At 65.2% G+C, this 21851-nt stretch carries 21 protein-coding genes; 4 read left to right on the top strand and 17 right to left on the bottom strand.

Annotated elements, in window-relative coordinates:
- Positions 1-141 precede the first annotated feature (141 nt).
- Positions 142-3111, top strand: a complete 2970-nt coding sequence (locus N802_RS11875; protein WP_245613923.1) for a phosphorylase family protein — start codon at positions 142-144, stop codon at positions 3109-3111.
- Between the two features lie 236 nt (positions 3112-3347).
- Here the strand turns inward: N802_RS11875 and N802_RS11870 are convergent, their stop codons facing one another.
- The 8 genes from N802_RS11870 to N802_RS20230 form a co-directional block, all read right to left on the bottom strand.
- Entirely contained in the window at positions 3348-3920 is a 573-nt protein-coding gene (locus N802_RS11870) for a hypothetical protein (protein ID WP_156971381.1), read from the bottom strand.
- Between the two features lie 73 nt (positions 3921-3993).
- Positions 3994-6897 (bottom strand): N-6 DNA methylase, encoded by a 2904-nt coding sequence (locus tag N802_RS11865; protein ID WP_084072166.1) that lies wholly within the window; start codon positions 6895-6897, stop codon positions 3994-3996.
- A 157-nt stretch (positions 6898-7054) separates the two neighbouring features.
- The gene (locus N802_RS11860; RefSeq protein ID WP_035916452.1) at positions 7055-8587 is read right to left on the bottom strand and encodes a sodium/solute symporter; all 1533 of its coding nucleotides are present in this window, start codon (positions 8585-8587) and stop codon (positions 7055-7057) included.
- The gene (locus tag N802_RS11855; protein ID WP_035916450.1) at positions 8580-8975 is read right to left on the bottom strand and encodes a DUF485 domain-containing protein; all 396 of its coding nucleotides are present in this window, start codon (positions 8973-8975) and stop codon (positions 8580-8582) included. Before N802_RS11855 ends, N802_RS11860 begins: the two co-directional genes overlap by 8 nt.
- Positions 8975-9775: a LytR/AlgR family response regulator transcription factor gene (locus tag N802_RS11850; RefSeq protein WP_035916448.1), complete on the bottom strand. Its 801-nt coding sequence runs from the start codon at positions 9773-9775 to the stop codon at positions 8975-8977. The genes N802_RS11855 and N802_RS11850 overlap by 1 nt, the downstream gene beginning before the upstream one ends.
- A 44-nt stretch (positions 9776-9819) precedes the next feature.
- Entirely contained in the window at positions 9820-10104 is a 285-nt protein-coding gene (locus N802_RS11845) for a hypothetical protein (protein ID WP_035916447.1), read from the bottom strand.
- Entirely contained in the window at positions 10104-10619 is a 516-nt protein-coding gene (locus N802_RS11840; protein WP_035916445.1) for a helix-turn-helix domain-containing protein, read from the bottom strand. The genes N802_RS11845 and N802_RS11840 overlap by 1 nt, the downstream gene beginning before the upstream one ends.
- Positions 10620-11078: 459 nt before the next feature.
- The gene (locus tag N802_RS20230) at positions 11079-11294 is read right to left on the bottom strand and encodes a TFIIB-type zinc ribbon-containing protein (RefSeq protein ID WP_156971380.1); all 216 of its coding nucleotides are present in this window, start codon (positions 11292-11294) and stop codon (positions 11079-11081) included.
- A gap of 94 nt (positions 11295-11388) precedes the next feature.
- Here N802_RS20230 and N802_RS11835 point away from each other — a divergent pair, with 94 nt between their 5' ends.
- Together N802_RS11835 and N802_RS11830 are read left to right on the top strand one after the other, a co-directional pair.
- A complete protein-coding gene (locus N802_RS11835; RefSeq protein ID WP_035916443.1) occupies positions 11389-11895 on the top strand; it encodes a hypothetical protein in 507 nt (168 codons plus the stop codon).
- 48 nt (positions 11896-11943) lie between these two features.
- On the top strand, positions 11944-12216 hold the full coding sequence (locus tag N802_RS11830; RefSeq protein WP_169743428.1) for a MafI family immunity protein: 273 nt from the start codon (positions 11944-11946) through the stop codon (positions 12214-12216).
- A gap of 513 nt (positions 12217-12729) precedes the next feature.
- Here N802_RS11830 and N802_RS11825 read toward each other — a convergent pair.
- The 3 genes from N802_RS11825 to N802_RS19930 all read right to left on the bottom strand — a co-directional run bounded on the left by N802_RS11825 (position 12730) and on the right by N802_RS19930 (position 13993).
- Positions 12730-13206 (bottom strand): hypothetical protein, encoded by a 477-nt coding sequence (locus N802_RS11825; protein WP_035916438.1) that lies wholly within the window; start codon positions 13204-13206, stop codon positions 12730-12732.
- Between the two features lie 67 nt (positions 13207-13273).
- Complete coding sequence (locus tag N802_RS11820; protein WP_035916436.1) at positions 13274-13600, bottom strand: hypothetical protein; 327 nt, start codon at positions 13598-13600, stop codon at positions 13274-13276.
- Positions 13601-13711: 111 nt separating this feature from the next.
- The gene (locus N802_RS19930) at positions 13712-13993 is read right to left on the bottom strand and encodes a hypothetical protein (protein WP_084072165.1); all 282 of its coding nucleotides are present in this window, start codon (positions 13991-13993) and stop codon (positions 13712-13714) included.
- Between the two features lie 479 nt (positions 13994-14472).
- On the opposite strand from N802_RS19930, the gene N802_RS11810 reads away from it, so the two are divergent.
- Positions 14473-14937 carry a hypothetical protein gene (locus tag N802_RS11810; protein WP_035916434.1) on the top strand — a complete coding sequence of 155 codons (465 nt, stop codon included), beginning with the start codon at positions 14473-14475 and terminating at the stop codon, positions 14935-14937.
- Positions 14938-15003: 66 nt separating this feature from the next.
- Here N802_RS11810 and N802_RS11805 read toward each other — a convergent pair whose 3' ends face one another.
- The 6 genes from N802_RS11805 to N802_RS11775 form a co-directional block, all read right to left on the bottom strand.
- A complete protein-coding gene (locus N802_RS11805; protein WP_035916432.1) occupies positions 15004-15456 on the bottom strand; it encodes a hypothetical protein in 453 nt (150 codons plus the stop codon).
- 253 nt (positions 15457-15709) lie between these two features.
- Positions 15710-17293, bottom strand: a complete 1584-nt coding sequence (locus N802_RS19925) for an alpha/beta hydrolase fold domain-containing protein (protein WP_084072164.1) — start codon at positions 17291-17293, stop codon at positions 15710-15712.
- Positions 17290-18171, bottom strand: a complete 882-nt coding sequence (locus tag N802_RS11790; RefSeq protein ID WP_035916429.1) for a short-chain dehydrogenase/reductase — start codon at positions 18169-18171, stop codon at positions 17290-17292. Before N802_RS11790 ends, N802_RS19925 begins: the two co-directional genes overlap by 4 nt.
- The gene (locus tag N802_RS11785; RefSeq protein ID WP_211254397.1) at positions 18168-19748 is read right to left on the bottom strand and encodes a flavin-containing monooxygenase; all 1581 of its coding nucleotides are present in this window, start codon (positions 19746-19748) and stop codon (positions 18168-18170) included. Before N802_RS11785 ends, N802_RS11790 begins: the two co-directional genes overlap by 4 nt.
- Positions 19745-20887: a PDR/VanB family oxidoreductase gene (locus N802_RS11780; RefSeq protein WP_035916426.1), complete on the bottom strand. Its 1143-nt coding sequence runs from the start codon at positions 20885-20887 to the stop codon at positions 19745-19747. Before N802_RS11780 ends, N802_RS11785 begins: the two co-directional genes overlap by 4 nt.
- Entirely contained in the window at positions 20884-21801 is a 918-nt protein-coding gene (locus tag N802_RS11775; protein ID WP_052109869.1) for a metal-dependent hydrolase, read from the bottom strand. Before N802_RS11775 ends, N802_RS11780 begins: the two co-directional genes overlap by 4 nt.
- Positions 21802-21851 lie beyond the last annotated feature (50 nt).

Here is a 21851-nt window from a genome sequence, read left to right as displayed (position 1 = left end):
TTGCCAAATATCCAACTTCCGCCACAGGAAGCCGTCTGATCCAGAATTGCTTCCGTCGTTCAACAGTTCTGCATGTACCTTCAATTGTGACGAAGTCATTTCGTGATGCCGCAAAATTCATCGAAAGGGGGACCATTGACTATGGTTGATGTCGTCATTCTCACCGCGCTTGAGCTGGAGGCTGCGGCGGTGCTATCGCATCTGTCGGGTCACGAGCGGCGGACCCTGGCCTCTGGGGAGGTATACAGATTGGCGTCCCTGCCTGGGGCGTCAGGGGTTTCGGTCGCAGTCCTTCAGTCGGGCATGGGGAATGCGGCCAGCGCCGTCGTGGCCGCAGCGGCTATGCAGGAACTGGGCCCTAAGTTGATTGGCTTCGTTGGAATTGGAGGTGGAGTCAAGGACGCCCAAGTGGGCGACGTTGTAATGGCCGACAAAGTTTACGGCTATCATGCTGGGAAGGAAACCGACGGCGGCTTCTACTCCCGCCCAGAGGTTTATCGGCCCACCGCATCGATCGTATCTCTGGCTCGGGACATCGCCAGGGAGGACTGGAACCCCGTTGGTCCCCCTTACGCGTTCATCGGCGCGATTGCAGCCGGCGAGCGCGTTATCGCCACGCGCGACGACACGGCCGCACTCCTTCGGGAGCGCTTCAACGACACGCTGGCAGTCGACATGGAGGGGCTAGGGGTATTGGCTGCTGCATGGCGCCGCGATGGCGTACGCTCCTTTGTGATACGGGGAATCAGCGATGTTCTTGAAGGTAAAGCCGAGTCGGACGCGGGCGGGTCGCAACCAACTGCTGCGGCAAATGCGGCCCGCTTCACATTCACATTGCTACGCTCAATCCACGGCGCTCCTGCCGATTTCTCGGGAGAATCTCAGCAGCCTACGAAGATGCGTTCGCTCCCCCCAAGGCCTCGAGCCCTTGAGGGTCGACAGGAGGAAGTTTCCAAGCTAGTCGCCGGCCTTCGGGGCGCCGGATCGTGCGCTGTTGCACATGGAATTCCCGGAGTCGGCAAGTCTGCCTTGGCCGCTGAAGTGGCGCACAGTGCAATAGCTGATACGAGTTCTGGTATTGAACTGGCGTGGTGGATCCCAATGCACAGTGATCAAGAGTTCGAGGCTGCACTGGTGGCCCTCGGACGGGGCATCCTGGGGGCGTCTGAAGAGGGTGACCCCGTAGTGGCGGCACATGCGTGGCTTCAGGCGAACGAGCGATGGCTGTTGGTGCTTGATGGCGCTCGAGACGAGGGCAGCGTTGCCAAGCGATTTCCGTCGCACCTCGCGGGGCGGCTGCTGATCACTTCCACCGCCCCGACGTGGAACAGCGGGACACTGCGGCTGCGCATCCAGGCCCTTTCTCTGGCAGATGCTCGGAGCGTCTTGAGCGAGGACTTGATGAGTCCGGATCTATCGGCCGTTGATGAATTGGCTGAGGAGTTGGGGTGCCTGCCGCTGGCTCTCCGGCAGGCCAACGGATACATGCAAGAAACCACCATGCCTGTAGAGCGCTACCTCGCGGCACTCCGGCGCAACATGCCTGCCCTAATGGGCCAAGGGCACGCGCCAGATCACCCGGTCTCCGTCCTGGCTACTGTGACAATGGCAATCGAGTCCGTGGTTGGCACGCGGCCCCTCGCTGCAGCTACTCTGCTGGCCCTCTCGTCGTTCGGCGACGCCCCAGTTCCTGTTGAGTCATTTGTGCGTGGAAGCCTAAAAGTGGGCCACCAGATCCTGCAGGACACGGACGTCTACGAGGATCTCGCGGCTCTCCGCCGCGTTGGTCTAATCGAACTCGACGAGGACTGGTTGCGAATGCACCGCCTCACGAGTGAGATTATGCGCGCGACTTACGACCCCGGCGACGTTGTGTCCGCCACTATCACCGCAGCTCTAATATTGGCCGGCTCTCCGAACCCAGCAGTTGTGCCTGCACTCGCATCTGCAGCTGCCCGGATCCCCGATGAGCAGGGCTACGCTTACACCAAGGCGCTAGTGCATCGCTCCCTCGCTTCGGCCCTGATGGACGCCGGTTCCCTCGATGGAGCGCTCCGGGAGGTCGCCGAGGCGAAGCGAGCCGCTCGACCGTGGGTGGACAGGTTCGGGCTTCACGACCAATCGTCAAGTGCAGTTCTCGATCCCGGAGAGCTAGAGCAAGAGTTCGACGGAGTGGACCGATGGATGATCGAGGACTTCATTGAAACGGTCGAGTCAGTCCGAGCTCAGATTCTCTTGCGCCTTCAACGCTTCGAGGAAGCGAGATCACCCGCAGAGCGCGCCTTGGCGAGTGCCCAACGGCTAGGTGAGGACGAGCGGCTGGCGAGAGTGCACAGCAATCTGGGGAATGTCCTGCTGCGGTTGAATGAACGAGAGGCCGCGCGATTCCACGCGAGTGAATCTGCAAAGCTTCAAAAGCGTGCAGGTTCGGAACCGGTTCTCTTGGCGCGTCGTTACACGCACGTTGGCCAGGCGGACGTTGAATTGGGCGAGACAGATTCGGCGATCGCAAGCTTCGATGCGGCCGTCAGAGTAATTGATGAGAGTGGACTGAGTGACCCGGATGCGACTTGGGCTCGGGCCCATGCGTACTCACTTAGAACCCAGCTATCAGATGCGCCATCAGGTGAACTATTGGCCGCCATGGAGGCCGAGCTGAGTGCGGGCCTTGCAGCGAACATCGAAGCCCATGTTCTCGCGTCAGTAACCAACAACTTGGCGCTCGAATACTTCGAGAATGGAATGCGCGACGAAGGGGTGGCACTCCTCGAACAGTCGCTTGCGATTGCGGATCGACTGTGGGGTTCCGATCACGCCGAGACCGTAACCAGACACGTTCATCTGGCCAACCTCCTTCGACCGGATTTCCAGGCAGCTCGAGCTCATATCGTTGAGGCCAAACGCGGCGCGGGGGCCGCTGGTCTCGGCGTCGACGTGGGGGCGCGGATCGCGGCTGCTGACCTACTTGTTCAAGTGTCGGCGGGCGAGGATTTCGGGCAGGCGCAGGTGGCGCTAGGAGAGCAACTTCAAGCGGCTTTGGTTCAGGGCCTTCTCGATGACTCGGAGGCGGAGCTGCTGCGTCAAATTCATGAATCCCCGCACGACTGGTAGAGCCGCCATCTGTATGCATTGGTGGTCTCCGATGATCTATCACCGACAAGCCAAACTGCGCCAACACATTAAAGTGGCACGACTCGGGACCGATCAAGTGGCACGAGTCAGGTCTGATCCTCACGGGCCCCGACCCATTCAGCTCTCACCCCGCGCCCCGGCGCGTTGTGTTCACCCCACAATCATCGGTGAAGAGCCGCCATAGGGCTCGGTGCCGCGAAATAGTTCTTCTGACCTCACATTGTCAACCAAACGTGAACCAGATTGATGGGCAGGTCGGAATCACGAACATGAGTCGACTCGTGCCATGCCCCGCGGGGTGCATGCGCGCGCCCTCGTAGTTGGTGTGTAGCACCCATCGCCGGGTGACTCTTCACAAAGTCATTTACTCGAGGGAGCAGGTCCTGACCGGTTGGCTGTTGGACGTATCCAATCATGAGCCCCAACGCCTCACCAGCGCCGTACGAGGAACTCACGAACCTCGACATGCCCTTCTTGACATAATCACGGCACCATGGCCCCGTGCTCAACAACCTTTTGGCCTCAACGTGAATTCCGCCTCCCTGAACCGAGATATAGAGATCAGGTCGTTGAGCGGACACCACCGAGGTCAGCCCTTCCATCATCTCGGGGGTCAGGACCACATGCTCGATCTGTATCCCCAATACGTGGAATCGTTCTTCGGTTCGACGCGCTTCCTGCAGCCACCGATACAACTGGCCGGTGCAGTTGACTTCCAACTCATCGTAGGTATGCCAATCATTCGCTTCCCAACGCGCTAACGCAGCTTCGATGAGACCAACAGCCAACTCGGGGAGCCTCCGCACTGCCCGCTCGTGAATCCTTATGGAGACGCGGCCAGAAACGCGATCTAGTGCGCGGTCAAGCATCGTCAACCCGCCCCCGGTCTTCAACGTCGCCGGTAAGGAGGGCGCCGAACACATCTGCGGCGTCGCGCTTCGTCGCACTCATTGGCCAACACGTCAAGCGATCGGGCTTTATGAGGTGGACAGAGACTCCATCAAGCACGACCGCCTGAGGTTCGATGATCGTCGCCGTTGAGAGCCACTCATTATGGGTTTGAGAAATATCGCCCAGGAGCTGGGTGACCGAGAATGCCCCGTCGTCCTGACTTGCTGATATTGCCGACTCTCGATTCTCGCAGGTGAGCATCACAAATCCCGCCGAGCGTTCTGTCATTGAGCACTTCCACTGTCCAAGCTCAAGCAACTCCAACTGGTGGCTCAGCGACTCCGCGTACCGTGCGTAGTGCACGTTGTCAGGCGGGGAATACGCCTCGGACCGCCATCCTTGATGAAGTTCAGACCAGCGGATGGTGAGTGCATCTCGGAGGAGTTGCCGCTCGGGCTCTGTGAGGCCATACGCTCTTTCAACAATTTCGTCCAAACGGGAGCGCCAAGACTCCTCAGGTGCGCCGGCCAAGGAATTCTGAACTATCTCGGCCAAGGCGCGGGCGTCTTCCCTGTGGAGGGCCGGCACCGGGAGGCTCATCCACTCGCGGTAATGCAACTGCTCCCTCTCAACACCCCAAGAACTTGCAGTCATGAGGAACCAATATCGCGCCACGGACGAGTTGAGCACACCGGCGATCGCCTGGAGTAGTTGCTTGTCGTCGGGACCGGCCGCAATAGCGAAGAGCCCGTCCGTAAAAGCCGCGTCGAATGGAATGAACGAAGCTTCGGGAAAATCCTTGAAGCCCTTGCGCATCAATATATGCGGACCTGAGTAGATTTCGGTGTCGCGAGGTCGGTGCATGACGCGTGCCGTAACAGGTGCGGAGGTCTTCACCGGGAGAGCCATCGGACGGAAGTCCGCCGTTGCGATTTGTGGAAGATCGACGAGGTGAGAGGCGTCGTTCTCGTCACCGCCGACGAGTTGATATCCCGCTCCACGATGCCACTTCCGGCGCTCGACAGTGTCGGTAAGAGACATAAAGGTCTCTCGCATATGGCGGACCAGGGCGACGTCGTCCGTGTTGCCCCACAGTAGTGTCTTCCAAATGGAGGGATCTTGGGCGGCCACTGAACGTGAGATCTGCTGAATATTATGCTGGGGGATTACAATCCCGTCCACAATCTGCGAAATAGGTGTGCGGCGGGGCGAAACGTGCAGAAGTGTGTCACTCGAAACGGGAGTTCTGGTGTCATGGCTGAATATTACAATTGCGGCTGGGCTTGACGCCGCTCCGAAAAGCTCCTTTCGCAATGGGGAAAGGTCGATAACGGTGTGGACGTCTAGTTTTGAGAAGAACTCAAGCCGGAAGCGATCCGCGGGCCCAACTCTGTTGTGAAGAATTGTCTTGGCCGGAAGTACGAAACCTATGAATCCAGTATCGGTGAGCATCTCCGTTGCGCGCCAAACGAAGGCGACGGCGATTTGCTTGTCGGGTGCCACCCGGCCAGCCCGCCGCAGGTACTCTGAAGAGGCCTTCGACAAGCGACTCTGCCAAGGCGGATTTCCCACGATGACATCGAACTTAATGTTTGCAAGGCGGTTGTCCTCGAAGAAATCAGAAACCACGAGGTTTGTTCCAATTAGTTCTGGAAGTCGCGCCGTGAGCCAGATGGTCCGCGGATCGACGTGCTCAAGCAGGGCTAAGTACAGGCCGAACGCCGTAACTCCGACGGCGTCATCGTTGCGGTCAATGCCGAAGATCGACTCGCTGAGCATACGCGAGAGGCTCGCGAAAGTGGGTGCACGTTCTCGACCCACTGATCGGTAGTACACAAGCCGCCGGAATGCTTCAGTGAGAAATATCCCCGAGCCGCACGCTGGGTCCAGTATCCTGATTTCCTCCCCGTCCACGAGAGTCTCAGGGGTGAGGACCTCATCTAGGACGATATCCACTACGTGTCGAGGCGTATAGTATGCAGCGTCAGTTTTCTGTTTCTCGATGAGAAGCTGTTCATATATTGAACTGATGAGTTCTGGTGGAATTATTCCAAAGTCGTATGGCCATAAGGAGTGCTGGCCCGATTCCAGGTCGGTGGCTCGAAAAAAGTCGCTGAGAACGTCCAGTGCTCCTTGCGGAATTGGTCCTGTCGATACAGTTCGTTGAAAGACATCTCCGTTAAAGTGATCGGCCATTGCGTTGAAGAACGAAGCGGAAACCTCCCAGCCGCTGTCAAACGCCGATACCAACGACCCAGGCTGCCCAAGATCCGCGAGGTCTTCTGCGCGAAGAATATCCCGATCCTCAAGATAGCGAACAAAGATGGAGCTTCCCAGGAGAGGCTCGATTTCGGTCTCAGTGACTCCGGAACGAAGCAGCCGCGCCTTGAGCTGTTTCAGATTCCGAAGAAGGGAGGCGTCCACCCGGTTCCGTCTGTCGAGGCGACTCTCGTGACGTTCAGTCAACCTCCCGGTCTCCACGCTGTATCGAGTGAAATCGCGCAGGACGCGGGCAAGTTCCTGGCCGCTTTCGGCTCGGCCCATAAGAGCAGACTCAGCATTCTGATCCGTGGCTACGGTGTTGCAACTGAGGGCGAGGACCTCATTGGGGGTGGCCGCAAGCAAGACCGGAACCCGCCCGTAGTTCCATAGGCGCCGCTGAGTGAGGAGTGCCGCAGAACGTGACTCTGCGGCAGTGAAGGCGACCACCGGAATGGCGCCTTGGAAGTAGGCCGAGTCAATCCCGCACTTCTCTTGAAGGTCTCTCCATATGAAGTCACGTGAACCAGGCTCATGTGTGCGCTCGACGTATCCGGTGGAGTCGCGGTACCCAAGTGCCGCGACAACGTCACTGAGGAGCCGTTGGCTGGTCATGGTTGCCAATCTGTTGAAGGTTCAGCGGGAGCCTAGTCACGATCGCCGACAGGGGCTCAGTGCATGTGCGGTGAGTCGGGAACCGGGCTGCGTGCGCACTGGCTGAGAGTCACTCGCGTCCGTGGCCTGTTTGCCAACGGACGACAGGCAAGCACTTCTAGTCGGGGACGCGGGATCTGGCTAGGTGAACTTGCTCGGGGGTGTGGAGACGGACCATCAGGCGCGCGGTGTCGCGGGGGATTGATGCCGGCGTCGCCAGGGACACGATCACCATCGTGGCGAAGGCTAGGGGTGTGCACCACGCCGCCGGATTCGCCAGCAACGCCCCCGGCCACCCCTCCAAAGGCCCAGCCACAAACACAGTCAGCGCCGCTGACGTCGCCGCCACAGCCCCCACCACGAGCCCCGCCACGGCACCCGCCCGCGACAACCGCCGCCACCACACCCCGAGTATCAGCAGCGGCGCAAACGTCGCCGCAGCCAACGAGAACGCAAACCCCACAGTCGTCGCGATCCCCACCTGCTCGACGAAGAAGGCCACGAAGAACGGCACCACCACGGCCGCCACGGCAGCCAGCCGGAACCCGCCAAACCCGAACGCATCCCCACCAGTCAACCGAGTCAGCCGCGGCCTCAGGAACTCCTGGTGCAGCACGCCCGTCACCGACATCGCCAGCCCCGACGCCGTCGACAGCAGGGCAGCAAAAGCCCCACCAGCGACCATCGCCGTCAACACATCCCCGCCCAGTCCGGACACCACAAACCCGGGCAGTCGCAACACAAGCGTGTCGGCACTCACCCCCTCGGGAAGTGACGGCAAGTGCAGACGGCCGAGGACGGCATACACGGGTGGAATCAGATAGAACATCCCCAAGAGCGCCACGACCGAAACCGTCGTCCGCCGCGCCGCCACCCCGTCCGGATTCGTGTAGTAGCGCACCAACACGTGCGGCAACCCCATCGTCCCGAGACACAACGCCAGCATCATCGATGCCGTGCGATACCAAGGGTGTTCGTCCGACCCCCCGCCCTCAAAGGGCAACGCCCACGACGCCGACACCTCCGGCATCCCGCCCCCAGACCGCGCCCACAACGCCAGCAGCACGAATGCCGGCACGGCCAAGCACGTCAACTTGATCCAGTACTGCATCGCCTGCACGAACGTGATCGACCGCATCCCGCCGGCCCCCACCGCCGCCGCCACAACGACCGCCACGATCAGAGCGCCCACCCACCGCGGCGCCCCCGTCACCAGCGCCAGCGCCAACCCCGCACCCTGGAACTGCGGCACGAGATACAGCCACCCGATGCCCACGACGAGTACCGCCGCGATCCGCCGCATCACGACTGACCCGAGCCGCGCCTCGGCGAAGTCGGGCAACGTATACGCCCCCGACCGCCGCATCGGCGCCGCCACCATGACGAGCAGCACGACATACCCGAGCGTGTAGCCCACCGGCAGCCACAGCATGTCCACGCCCTGGCCATAGATCAGCCCGGCGACACCCAAAAACGAAGCGGCAGACAGGTATTCGCCCGAGATCGCACTCGCGTTCAGCCGCGGCGACACCGTCCGCCCGGCCACATAGAAGTCCGACGTCCGCCGCGACAGCCGCAGCCCCAGACCGCCGACCACCACCGTCGTCAGGCACACCAGCGCGATCGCGAGCACCGACAACGTGTCAGCCATCGTCGCGCCCCGCCTCGACGATCGCCGCGAACTCCGCCTCGAACCGCTCCGCCTGCCGCACATACCCCCGCGCGAGCAGCCACGCCGCCGGATAGACGAGCACCCCGAGCACGAGCCACGGCAACGGAATCCCTGCCACGGTCATCGTCCGTGTCGTCGGGATGAGCGCGAGCAGCACCGGGAACCCGCCGATCGCCGCAGCCATGAGCGCCAGCACCGTCAGGGCGAGCCGCAACTGCGCCCGCCGCAGCCCCTCGAGATAGACGTCGCCGATCCCCGTCTGCTCGTCGATGTCCGTCGCCAGCGCCCGCGTCCGCGCCGGCATCGCCCCACGCCGCGAACTCGTCACCCGCACCCGCGCAGGCACCCCGGACCGCTCGGGCGCCATCAGCTTCCGCTGCCGGGTCGCCTCAGGAGGACGTCCCTCAATTCCTTGGTATGCCGTCTGCTCACCTGCAACTCCACGTCACCGATGACGACCGAGCACCTCCCGTGGTCCATGCGGACCTCGGTGACGTGTGGGAGTGCGACCAGGGTGGAACGGTGGATGCGGACGAATCCGGCTGTGCCCCAACGCTCCTCGAGCGATGCCAAGGGCACGCGCACCAGGTGGCTGCCGCCCTCAGTGTGCAGTCGCGCATAGTCGCCCGACGCCTCCACCCACCGGATCTGCGAGCGGGAGACGAAGCGCGTGACCCCGCCCAACTCCACCGGGATCGTCTCGTCCTCGACCGGCGCGCCGTTCGAAGAGGCACCCCCACCGGAAGCTGAGCCGGACTCGGCAACGGGGGCGGACGGCATACCGGCCTCGTCCTGCTTGGCCACGACGCGACGGACGGCTTCGGCGAGACGCTCGCTGCGCACGGGCTTCATGACGTAATCCGTTGCGTCGAGGGCGAATGCGTCGACCGCGTGCTGATCGTGAGCGGTGACGAAGACCAGCTGTGGCGGGTCCACGAAGCGCGCCAGCACTCGCCCCAAGGCCATGCCATCCAGCCCCGGCATCGAGATGTCGCTGAAGATGACGTCGACGTCGTGGTCCTCCAGCATCTGCAGGGCTTCGGTGCCGTTCGTCGCCGTCAGGACCTCGCCGATCCGGTCATCGGAGTGCAGCAGGTAGCGGACTTCGGAGAGGGCGGGGAGTTCGTCGTCGACGACGAGGGCACGCAGGGAGCCGACATTGGCCATGAGGTCGAGGATAACCACCGATGCTGGGCTGGATCAGCCCAGAGTCAGGCGGTGGTGTGGGGTGTGCGCATCCCGTCGAGGACGATGTCGACGGCGTGGCGTGCAGCGGCACGCGGATCGCTCGCCGGGCCACCGATGACGTGGGCGAGGGGCTGGCAGCTGGCGATGCCGCCGACACCCCACGTGTTGAGGAAGAAGTAGGCCGGCTCGGGCAGGTCGTCCTCGTCGAACGACCCCAGGATCGCCTGGCTGCCGATCACGATGACCTCGTCGTCGTTGGCGATGCGAGCCGCAGCGCGCAGGATGTGGGCCAGCTGATCGCGCTTCATCAGACCCGGGAGTGCCGGTGGGTCTGGAACGCGAGCAGCGCCTGCTCGCGCGCCTCGCTGCTTAGCACACCTGCGAATGGAGAGTTCGCACGTAGCTCGCGCGACCGCGGGGTCTGCGAGGTGAGCACGTCGAGGACGTCCTCGATCGGGCCGTTGAGCAGCTTCTCCCACTCGCTCAGCCACATCGCGCCACGGCCTCGGGGGTGCCGGCTCTGGAGCAGCGCGAGGTTCGTGCGTGCGCGCTCCAGCACGGCGTCCGGGTCTCGCACGAGCTCGCCCGCGACCGCGATGTTCAGCCATCGACTGCGCCGATCCGCGCGGTTCGAGCGGGTAGTGCGCGCTCGCGCCTCCTCCACATCCTCGCGGCGCAGGCGGCGGTGCTTGCCGACGGTCAGGAACGGCAGGTCGCCCGACTCGCACAGGTTGACCACGTGCTGGCGCGACGAACCCAAGAGCTTGGCCGCTTCACCGGTGGTGAGCAACTGCTCGGTGCGGGTGTCAGTCATGGGCGACATGTCGACCAGTGTCTCACTCCAAACACCAAAAACACAATTCGTAAGCACGATTGTTGCGTTTTTCGTGGATAGTCAGCCACGTCCTCAACCGCCGTCAGGCCCGGTCCAGCACACGCATCACACGTCCCAGTGCCCGGTGGGTCGCGTTGCGCGCTTCTGGCCGTGCGGCACCAGGATCTCGCGCTCGACCAGAACTTCGATGTGCCATCGCGCTCGTCGAGCCGCCGAGCTCCTCGCGGGTTCAGGCACGGTCAGCAACGGCTGTGGAACAGGCCGTCTGCCAGACGCCGCGGCCGAGCCACGACGCACGCCGGATGGCCAGCCGTCCCAGCGGGCGCGGACAGCCCACCAGGTCGTCGACCAGCGCCCGGCCGAGGCCACGGCCCACCAGGGCTGCGCGGTCGACGCACTCCACGATCGGCGAACTGAACGCTCAACGCGGCATGATCGGACGTTGGGTCAGTGCTTGGCCGGGGACAACTCGTCCCACCTTCCAGCGCCGCCTCGCTGGCTCGCGAACGCTTCGAAGTCCTCGAAGCCATGTGGATCGAGGACTCCATCGTCGGGCCAGACAGCCTCACACTCGTCACAGACCCGGATGTATTTCCCTGTTGCCTTGAAGACGTGCCGCTGGACTGAGCCCTGACCGCACCGTGGGCACTGAGTCGCCGTCATGTCTGCGAAGAGTAGTCAGCACGCTGGGAGCGCGCTCTCATCGGCACGATGCGGATCGAGGCTAATGAGTGCGTTCGGATGACAGGATCCCGCTGTGAGCGCCAACGCGACCACCGCCTTCGAGGATCGCCTCCACCGAGTGGCGGTTGACTTCATTCTGCCGACGGGGCTGGACGTGGACATGGCCGTGGGGCTCGCCGAGGACATGGTGGCCTCAGGTGTGGAAGGAGCAGGTACGGTCGCGGTCGCCACGCTGGCCCGTGATTCCTGGGTCAGCGATGCTGAGCAGCCCGTCCGCGAGATGCTCGCAGAGCACGGCATCGACGTGCCACAACCCGATGACGAGCAGAACGAGTATCAGGTCCTCCTGCGGGCCTTCGGCTATCTGGGCCTGCCCCTCCACAACTTCGAGGGACTCTTCTACGTTCAGATCCCGACGTGGAACGACCAAGGGCCGTTGGACCGGGCACTGGTCACGATGCTGGACCGGAGGGATCACGAGACCACACCACAGGCACGCGCTGCGGTCGAGCAGGAAATGCGTGACACCGTGCGAAGCCATGTCGCGCTCAGGTGGAGCCGCGACGGCTCATCGCCATGACCACGCGGAACGCGGCCTGTGAGTCGTTTGGTCTGGCACTATCACCGGGTGGATCGTGCGTACTACGAGGAGATCGCCGGGCAACTGCACGGCCTTCTCGTCCGCCTGGACGATCGGCTCCCGGGGAAAGACATCACTCTGATCGCCGAGTCCATCGACGCAAACGAACTCGGGCTCGCCCTCGAACAGATGGCGGACGTGCTGAGCGAGGACGAGCAGCCGCTCGCCCCCGACGAGCGGGCAGAGATGCTCGCCCTCGTGGAGCGGATGCAGGTGGGCGACCGTGTAAGGGTCGCTCTTCGGTTCTGCCCCGAGAGGTGAGGGCTGGCTCGCCCGCTCATCGGCAAAGGAACGGATCGCGGCAGATGCGGGCGTTTGGCGTAGCGCTCCCGTCTGAGCGGATCTAACCTGTTCGAACCTCACCGGGATCGCGCCACGATACGGCGCTCGACATGACTCGATCTGATTCACGCGGCGTACCTAGCCGACCCCGTGCCGCCAGGAACACCAACGGACTCTGGACCGCGGGCCTTCTGCGCGACTGGGAACGCATCGTCAGGCGTGCTGAGGCGGGAATCGCCGCACACGTCACGGGCTGCCCACAATGCGACGGTGAGGACGGGCTCGACGCGCGCGATCAACTCGAGGCCCTGATCCTTCGCGGAGGGAGGCGCGGCGCGCGCATCTCCAAGCGCGTTCAGGCGCTGGATGAGAGGTTCCGGCAGGCAACCACGCCATCCCCTTTCGCGCCGGAAGGAGCCGGCTGGTGGCGCTACCGGAATCTCGACTAGCGGCAGGGTGATCGAACCACTCAATCAGCGGCAGATGCGGACGCTACTTGTGCGTGTGCTCGACCGCATCGAATGCCTGGAGGATCGCACCTCCAAGGCTCTCCGCCGAGGGAGACCGCAATTTTGTCTCGTTGTCGAGGACCGGCTCAAACGCCCCCCGCGGCTTGGGCAGCGCCTTCATCGGGGAGACCGAAAACGTCTGGTTGGCCCGGTCCACAACGACCAGCGTGGCCGTCGTGACGAACGCTCGCCAGCTGCGAACCTTGGCTGCCGTCACGACCGGGGTGACGCCGCCTCGGGTCACCTCTGCCCATTCCTCAGGCCGCGGGTGGAGGACGGTCGGCCGGCGCTGGGTCAGGCGATCCAACACCTCACCTCCCAGTTGCGCCGCATCGGCAGCCCTGCTCAGCAGCCCCGGCGGCTCAGCGACGTCCAGCCAGACTCCCGCGGTGGTCTGCGCCGAGGCGACCAGGTAGTAGCCGTCCGATCTCCGATAGACGCTCAGGGACCCATCGCTCACCGCGCAATAGTTGCACGATGGCATCTCACCCGATCAGCGGCAGATGCGTGCGACTGGATCGCCGCGCCTAGCGTCCCCAGTGACCTGCCAGCAACGGGCCCTCATATGCCTCAGCGATCGCTGTCCACTCCGGCGAAGCAAGGGTGCGGCCAAGGAGGCGCACGTCCCGCCAGTACTCCACGAGGGGGTCCTGGGACTGCATCAATCGCTCGATCCAATCGAAGACCTCGCGTAGCGCATCGCGGTTGTCGATGGCATTGGGCATGACGTAGTGGCGAAGCACCCAGTCCACCCGGCCGGCTGGGTCCATGCCAGCGTCCTCTCGGACGGCGGCGGCCACATCTGGGAATCTCCTGAGAAACTCCCCTTCGATGTTGTCGAGCGTCAGGGGCATGCCGGGACTCTAGTCCGGCCGAGGAGCGCGACCTCTGTCCGCTGACCCGCAAATCGGCATCCGCGATCTGCGATCATGAGCGGGCCGATTCGAGGCCGTTCGCGCTGGGCGTCAACGTCTCCTTGGAACTCCGCGTTCCCACCAATCCACGGCTGGCTGATCCCGGATGATCCTGGCTCTGATCTCTGGAGTGCCGAGGTTGCAGAACTTCCACAGTTCCTTCGCCGCGCGAGAGTACTGGAACAGAAGATGGTCGACCCCGAAGGCATCCAGCTGGCCTTCCCGGAAGTCGTCTATCGCGCCGCCCACTCGATCCACCAACGCAGCCAACTGGCCCTCGTGATAGGCCCCGACGACCTCGCGCGCAACTTGACGGTCGGACTTGGCGGACACAGATCGAGGCTAGTCCGACCCGTCATCACGCGCGAGGTGCGGCATGACAGCACGGATTCGGTGACACTGGACCCGTGACCGCTTACGACCTCGCGCAGCTTGGGCCTGCGTTCGCTGCCCGAGCTCCTGACTGGGCGGACCTCGGGGTCGTGTGCGGCGAGCCTTCGGAAGCGACGCAGACCCCGAAGCCGGCGTCGCACATCACCTTCGAGAGCCCGACCCATATCGGCGACCTTGTTGTCTGGGTGAGCGGCGAGGCGGACGGTGGAGTCATTCGGCTGGCAGACGATCGTCGAATGGAGAAGGTCTACGCGCTGCGAAGTCGAGGATCTCGACGTCGCGGTGGACGAACTGATCACCTTCATCCGAAGCGGTCTCGTTCCGGACAGCGGCTTTCTCTGGGATCGCTGATCGAGTAGGAGCGCGCCCATCGCGGCAGAAGAGGGCGGATCGGCGACGCTCTGGCTAGATTCATCAGCATGGGCGAGCGTGTGGTTGAGAGCGGCATCCGAGTCCAGTGGGAACCCAACGTCCCGGAGGCGGTGATGGTGAGTGATGACTCGGGTCGAACGACGCTCGCTGTGCGCGCTCACCCCGACGACGCCGACCAGCGCCCGCTCGTCCTCTTCTGGCGACGCGTCGAGTTTGCCGCCCTAACCGCGCCTAATGACGAATCGATTAGTGGCCACCCGCTTTGGCACTCCGGCCTGAGCGATGTCCGATGGCTCGGCTTGGTTGAGAGGAGCTCCCGCATTCGTGCGTTGACCGTTCAGAACTCTGTCCATCCATCACACGACCAGCGACGCTTTGACTTCCTCGACCACTACATCGCGCCGTTAAAGGAGTGCGTGGCGGAGGTGGTCGCTGGCTCGCTGGAAACGCAGAGACACGGCGGTTCAACGCTCGAGGCTGCAGCCGCCGCACTACAAACTGACGCGCGCTGAGAGCAGCAATTTAGGACGCATCGTCGTCCGATCCGCTGCCCGAGAGCCGTGTGCCGGAGCCTGTTCTCAGTGCCCGCGTTTCCTCTGACGACGCAATCTGCGAACCTGGAACGGCGACATGTCTCCTCGTGCGTGGGGCGGCATGGCCACTCGTGGCCAGTAGAAGTACGGGAGGATCAGGCCCGCCCAGATGGAGACAATTGACGCGACCAGAATCCAGCCTGCCCCGTCGAAGCTCCTGTGAAACAGGTTGTCCCACAGCCCAAGCCCGAAAATCAGGAGGAAGCCGACGTAGATCGGCCATCCCAGCGCTACCAACCCACGGGCGTATGCCTGGGATGGATGATAAATGCTCATCGCCTGCAGCCGTCCGGCCTGCTTAACGTAAGCCTCGCGGTCTCTGCGCCAGTGGACCGTCCTGACGAGCAAGAAACCGAACGCCAGGGCCATAAGACACATCAGGGCGACGGCGTATTCAGGGTGGCGATTGAGAAATTGATCCTCTGGTTGCTCCATCACCTGCGCAGTATCGCAGCGGACCTTTCGCCCTGGGGGAACGAGCGGACATCGGCATGTGCGTGAGACTGCCCTGGCCCCCCGGAGCGTTGTCTGGGCGGAATTGCCCACTCGCCTCAGACGGACTGGGCAGGACGGCTGGGCCCAGACTCCTCCGTTGAGCGCGTCTCAGAATCCAGCGAATCGGCCGGAGTTCGTCTCAAAGTCGCTCCCTGCTGACGCACACGATCCCCGACACTTGGAGCGAAGCCGACAGTTAGAACGCTCGCTCTGAGGCGCGCAGTCGGCGCTCGAGGCCGGCGGCGAGCTGCCCCACGGCTGTGCGCAGACCAGCGACGACGAGACCCGTGGCCGGACCGGGAAGCCGCGACGGCTCGATCGCCACCGTCCACACCAGGCGCGAGCCGCTGGCGGTCTCGGTGACGACGTAGTCCTCACCCATGCGCCGAATCCCAGGCACGCTCGTCTGGGCGACGCCGAAGGTCATGCGCTCCTTCTCGTCCCACCGGTAGAAGCGCTCGCGGACGGTGGCGATGCCGCCGATCGTCACCGTGCGCACGGACCCGATGCCGTGGGGCCGAGGCCAGTCCGAGCCGGTCACGACGGGGCTCCACGAGACGATCGCGTCGTCGGCCTCGAGCGCCGCCCACAACTCGTCGACGGAAGCGTTGGTGTCGAGGGTGTGGACGATCCTCACGGGGGCGGACAGGAGGAACTCGTCGTCGACGGGCTCAAGGTTGTGCCAGCGGCTCACGTAGGTCTCCGATCGGGGAGTCAGGGTGCGTGGAGTGGGGGAGGTCGAGCGGGTGGCGCCGGCGCCCAGCGCGTCCGGGCCATCGACGTGCGGACGTCCGAGATGGGTCCGGGTGAAGGCAACCGTCACCTCGATGGCGTGAAGGCTCTCCGGCATGGCCCGCCCGTAGGTGATCCAGCTGTGCACGACCCCTGGCACGACGTGCAGGTCGTTGGCGACCTGGGCGTCGGTCAAGCGGTCGCGGAGACGTTCAGCGTCCGTGCGGAACAGTTCGGTCTCGCCCACCATCGTCAGGACGGGCGGAAGGGCGGCGATCACGTCGTCCGGAGCGTTCAGCACGGCGATTCGTGGGTCGTCGGCCGCGATGCCGTCGAGGAACGAGATCGCTGCTCGACGCGCGAACTCCGGTGGCATGAGCGGGTCCTGGGCCAAGAGCGGCGGGCGGGCGGACGGCATACGGGAATCAGCGGGCGACCCCAGCGGATCAAGCACGGGAGAGTGCAGCGCAAGGGCGGCGGGGGTCTCCTCGCCGCGGGCCGCGAGGTGGATGGCGAGTGACAGCGCGAGGTGCGCACCAGCCGAATCGCCCGCAAGGACAACGCGATCCATCGCGACACCCGCCCGGCCCATCCAGCGGCTCACCGCGAGGGCGTCGTCGAACGCTGCCGGGTAGGGGTTCTCCGGTGCTCGGCGATAGTCCACCGCGAACACGGGTATGCCGGCCAGCTGGCTGAGCGTCGACGTCACCGCGCGTGCGTTGCCGGGTGAGGAGAGGAGGTAGCCGCCACCGTGGAACCAGACGATGACGCCGTCGCGGGGGTCACGGTCTTGGGCCGAGGGAGCGACGACCCATTCGCCACGGACGGTCTCACCCTCGGGGCCGAAGGTGTCGACGGGCTCGTACCCCGTGCCGGGTTCGGCTCCCACGTGCGGCGAGGTGAGGACCCGGCCCAGGCCGTCGAACGCGCCGCGCAGCACTGCGAGGGGGACTCCGGAGGGCCGAGTCCGCTGTAGCGTCGGCCGCAGCACGCGTGGTGCGGCCCGATAGAGCGCGCGGGCCCGACGGCTCGGCTGCGGGTGTGTCATCGCGGATCCGGTTGCGCGGATCGGCGGGACGCGTTGAGCTCGACGTTTTGCTGCTCGACGTCACGGAGGAGTTCGTGGATGGTCCTGGACCGGCTGAGGGACGCGTCGATGACCGGGTTCACCAGACCGCGCAGGGCCGCATAGGGCGCCCATCCCCAGGGGGTGATGGATCGAGGCTTCCGGCGGGCCACGGCATCGACAAGGACTCGGGCCGCGTGTTCGGCCGTGATCTGCTGGCTGAGCGGCCACTTGAGCAGTCCGTTGATGCGCGGGCCGAGGGGGTTGTCGACGAGCGTCTCGCGCGCCATGTCGGTGTCGACGACGCCGAAGTAGGTCGTGCCAACGGTGGCGCCCTGACCTGCGAGCTCGAGGCGCAGGGCTCGGCCGAACTGTTCCACCGCGGCCTTGCTCATCATGTAGGCCGCGCCACCGACGCCGGGCGCGAACGAAGCCGCCGACGCGACCAGGTGCACGTGCCCGCCGCTGGCGATGACGCTGTCGAGCGCCGGACGGACGGTGTTGAAGACGCCGGTGATGTTGACGTCGAGCACCCGCTGGAAGTCGTCGGGGTCGATGGTCCGCACGCTCGCCGGTGGCGGCGTGATGCCGGCGTTGGCGATCACGGTGTCGAGTCCGCCGAGTCGACGCTGCGCCTCGGTCACGGCCTCGGCCATGGCGTCCCGGTCGCGCACGTCGGCGACGAGTCCTGTGGCGTGGGGGCCGAGCGCCGCGACGGTGTCGGCCACCGCGTCGGGATCCCGGTCGACCACGGCGACCTGGGCGCCGCGGCGCACGAGTTCGGTCGCGACAGCCGCGCCGATGCCACGGCCAGCGCCCGTGACGAGGGCGTGGCGATCGGCCAGGGTGTGACGGCTCATCGGTGGGCCAGCCTTTCGACGGTCGCGCGGGTTGCAGTGGGGCTCAGGGCGCCGGGAACGGCACGCGCCTCGACGACGGCGTGGTCGGCCAGCTCGACGCGCTGCATCCGGCGCTTGAAGCCGCGGGCGAAGCCCGGCCAGAACGTGAAGTTGAAGCCGGTCGGGCTGAGGTAGTAGCTGGCGCACCCGCCGGTGTTCCACACCGAGCGCGCCAAGCCGCGCGAGATCCACTCGACGAAGGACGCCTGCGCGCTCGTCGTCACCTCGAGGCTGGCGAGGTCGTGCTGGTCGAGGACGCGCAGGGTCTCGAGGAGGTACTCGACCTGGGCCTCGATGGTGACGACCTGAGAGGTGTAGGTCACCGAGTTCGGGCCGAGGAGCATGAGCATGTTGGGGAAGCCGGTGACCGCCGTGCCGAGATCGGTGCGGGGCTCACCGCCCGCCCAATGCTCCGCGAGAGTCCGACCGTCACGACCGCGCAGGCGGGCGAAGCCCGAGTTGCCCGTGATCCGGAAGCCGGTGCCATAGACGATGACGTCGAGCTCGTGCAAGGTGCCGTCGGCCGTGACGATGCCGTGGGTCGTGACCCGGTCGATCCCCGAGCCGGTGACGGTGACGTTCTCGGACGCCAATGCGGGGTAGTACGAGTTGGAGAAGGTCGGTCGCTTGCACCCGACGGCGTATCCGGGACGAAGCTGTGCGCGCAGGTCTCGGTCGGCGACCTGTCGGCGCAGGTGCCAGCGAGCGGTCAGCTCGAGGCCCTTCTGCAACGGCGGCCACCACACGAAGCCCGGGACCATCGCCTCCTGGACCAGCTCCCACCCGAGGCGCATGGCGCGCTGCGGAGCGCCCCACCGGGCGAAGAGGCGCTGCGCTCGCGGCGGTACGGGACGGTCCGGGTGAGGGAGGATCCACGTCGCAGTCCGCTGGAACACGGTGAGTCGATCAGCCAGCGGCTGCAGTTGGGGGATGAACTGGACCGCAGAGGCCCCCGTGCCGATGACGCCGATCCGCTTCCCTTCGAGGTCGAGGTCGTGCCGCCAGTGCATGGAGTGGAAGGCCTCGCCCTGGAAAGTGTCGATCCCCGGCAGGTCCGGAATGGACGCCTCGGAGAAGGGTCCGGTGGCGGCGACCAGAACCGACGCCGTGAGGGACCCGCGGCTCGTCTCGATGCGCCAGACCTGTGAGTTCTCGTCCCACGCCGCGTCGAGCATCTCGGTGCGGAGGTGGAGGTGGTCCCCGACTCCGAACCGCTCGACGCACTCGTGGAGGTAGGACTGGAGCTCCTCCTGCAGCGGGTAGAGACGACTCCAGTCCGGCTTGGGCGCGAAGGAGAAGGAGTAGAGGACCGACGGGATGTCGCACTGTGCGCCCGGATAGGTGTTCCACCACCAGGTGCCGCCAACGTCGTCACCCTTCTCGAGGACGACGAAGTCGTCGTGGCCCTCCTGACGAAGCCGAATCGCTGCCCCGAGGCCACCGAAGCCGGCGCCGATGACGGCGACGCGGACGTGATCGGGCAGCGGCCGCGGAGTCGAGGAGCGTTGTGGTGCAATGCTCCTCGTCGTCTCGCTCACAAGTCCACGACCAACGCGTCGCCCTCCGCGCGGGAGACGCACACGAGCATCGAGTCGGCGCCGTCGACGGCACGCATCGACGACCCGCGGTGTTCGATGGAGCCCTTGAGGACACCCACTTCGCACGACCCGCAGAAACCCTGCTTGCACGAGTAGCGCACGTCAGGGAGGACCCGCTGGATCGCGGCCAGCGCCGACTCGTCGGCCGCCACCTCGACGGTTGCACCCGTGCGGGCCAACGTCACGGAGAACGGCCGCCCGCCGACGACAGGCGGCGGCGAGAAGCGCTCGGTGTGCAACGACACCCCGCGCAGCGACGCATCGGGCACACGAGGCGGGATGAGCGCGCGGGCGGCGTCGATCATCGGCGACGGCCCGCAGAGATACACGGCCGTGTCGTCGCCCAGGTCCTGGAGGAGCGCAGCCGTGTCGGGCTGGCCCTCCTCGTCGTCGGTGTGAATCGTCACCCGGGCCGAGTCGAGGGCGACCAACTCGTCGACGAACGGCATCGACGAACGGGAGCGGCCGGCATACACAAGGGTCCAGTCGGCACCGGCAGCGGCAGCCGCGCGGACCATCGGAAGGATGGGCGTGATCCCGATGCCACCAGCGACGAAACGGTAGGCCGTCCCGCTGACGAAGTTGAAGGCGTTGCGCGGTCCGCGCAGGGTCACGCGGTCCCCGACCTCGAGGGCGTGCATCGCGACCGAGCCGCCGCCACCACCGGCCGCAGGATCGATGCGGCGCACCGCGATCCGCCAATGGGTGCGGTCGGCGGGGTCGCCGTTGAGCGAGTACTGCCGCATGAGGGTCGAGCCGTCGGGGCGGGGGAGCAGGACGTCGACGTGAGCGCCGGGACTCCACGCGGGGAGCACGCCACCGGTGGGTGCGGCGAAGGTGAAGACCGCGACGTCACCGGCGACGATCTCCTTGGCCGCGATGACGAGGCTGAGGTCGTAGCCGTCGCGTCGCTGCGGGTCGGACCTGTCGACCTTGGCGGCCCAGCGGTCGGACGTGACCACGCGGGGGTACTGGTGGGCGGCTCGTCCCAGCGTCCGCAGCGTTCGGCTGGGTGTGGTGGCTGCGGCAGCGGCGACCGTGCGGGAGGCCGCGAGCGACGCGCCGCGCGGAGTGGTCATGCGGCGTCTCGGGCGGCGGGGGAGTTGGCGAGGTAGCGCACGGCCTTGTCGATCGGGCCCATCTTCGACGGGTGGAAGTCGCGTCGGACGTAGGGCGGGATCTCGCGCAGCACGAAGCCGATGCCGGGGATGAGGCCGCGGCGGGCCGACCGGATGAAGGCGAGCGGCATGGGGCGGCGCGGGCGCTCGATGCGCGGGTCGTTGACATAGAGGAAGCGGGAAGCCCACAGCCACAGCGTGAGCAGGCCGGCGCTCGCGACGATCGCGGTGCGGACGCGCCGGGCGTAGCCGCCGTCGACGTATTGATAGACGTCGAACGCGACGTTGCGGTGCTCCATCTCCTCCGCGCCGTGCCAGCGGAGCAGGTCGAGCATCGTCGGGTCGACGCCGACGCGGTCGAACTCGGCGTTGTCGATGAGCCACTCGCCGACGACGGCGGTGAAGTGCTCGGCCGCCGCATACAGGCCGAGGCGCTCCTTGAACCACGCATCGGCCGCGCGGCCCGTGAGGTCGTGCTCGCCGAAGATCTTGTCCATGATCTGGGCCATGACGCCCGTGACGCGCGGGATGTCGACGCCGTGCGCCTCGAGGTAGTGACGGAACGACTCGTGCGAACTCGCGTGCGTCTCCTCCTGGCCGATGAAGCCGATGAGCTCCTCCTTGAGCCGCGGGTCCTCGATCTGGTCGAGGGCCCGCCCGAGGACGTCGGCCATCGCACGCTCACCCTCGGGGAGGACGAGGTGCATGACGTTCCAGAAGTGCGTCGCGTAGGCGTCGGTCGGCACGTAGTGGAAGGGCACGCTCGACCAGTCGAAGCTCACGTTGCGTGGCCTGATCGCGAGGGCTTCTTCGGCGTATGCCGTGTGCGCGCCTTCCACTGACGTCTCTCTTGAGGCGGGGGACTGGGTCGTCATTGACCGTTCCTTTCGTCTGGCTACCGAGCGTACAGTGCAACAATTGGTGT

Origin of the sequence: Knoellia sinensis KCTC 19936 (assembly GCF_000768705.1) — a bacterium.
Lineage (GTDB): Bacteria > Actinomycetota > Actinomycetes > Actinomycetales > Dermatophilaceae > Knoellia > Knoellia sinensis.
The sequence above is the reverse complement of the archived record's forward strand: the minus strand, read 5'-3'. Positions and strand labels throughout refer to the sequence as shown.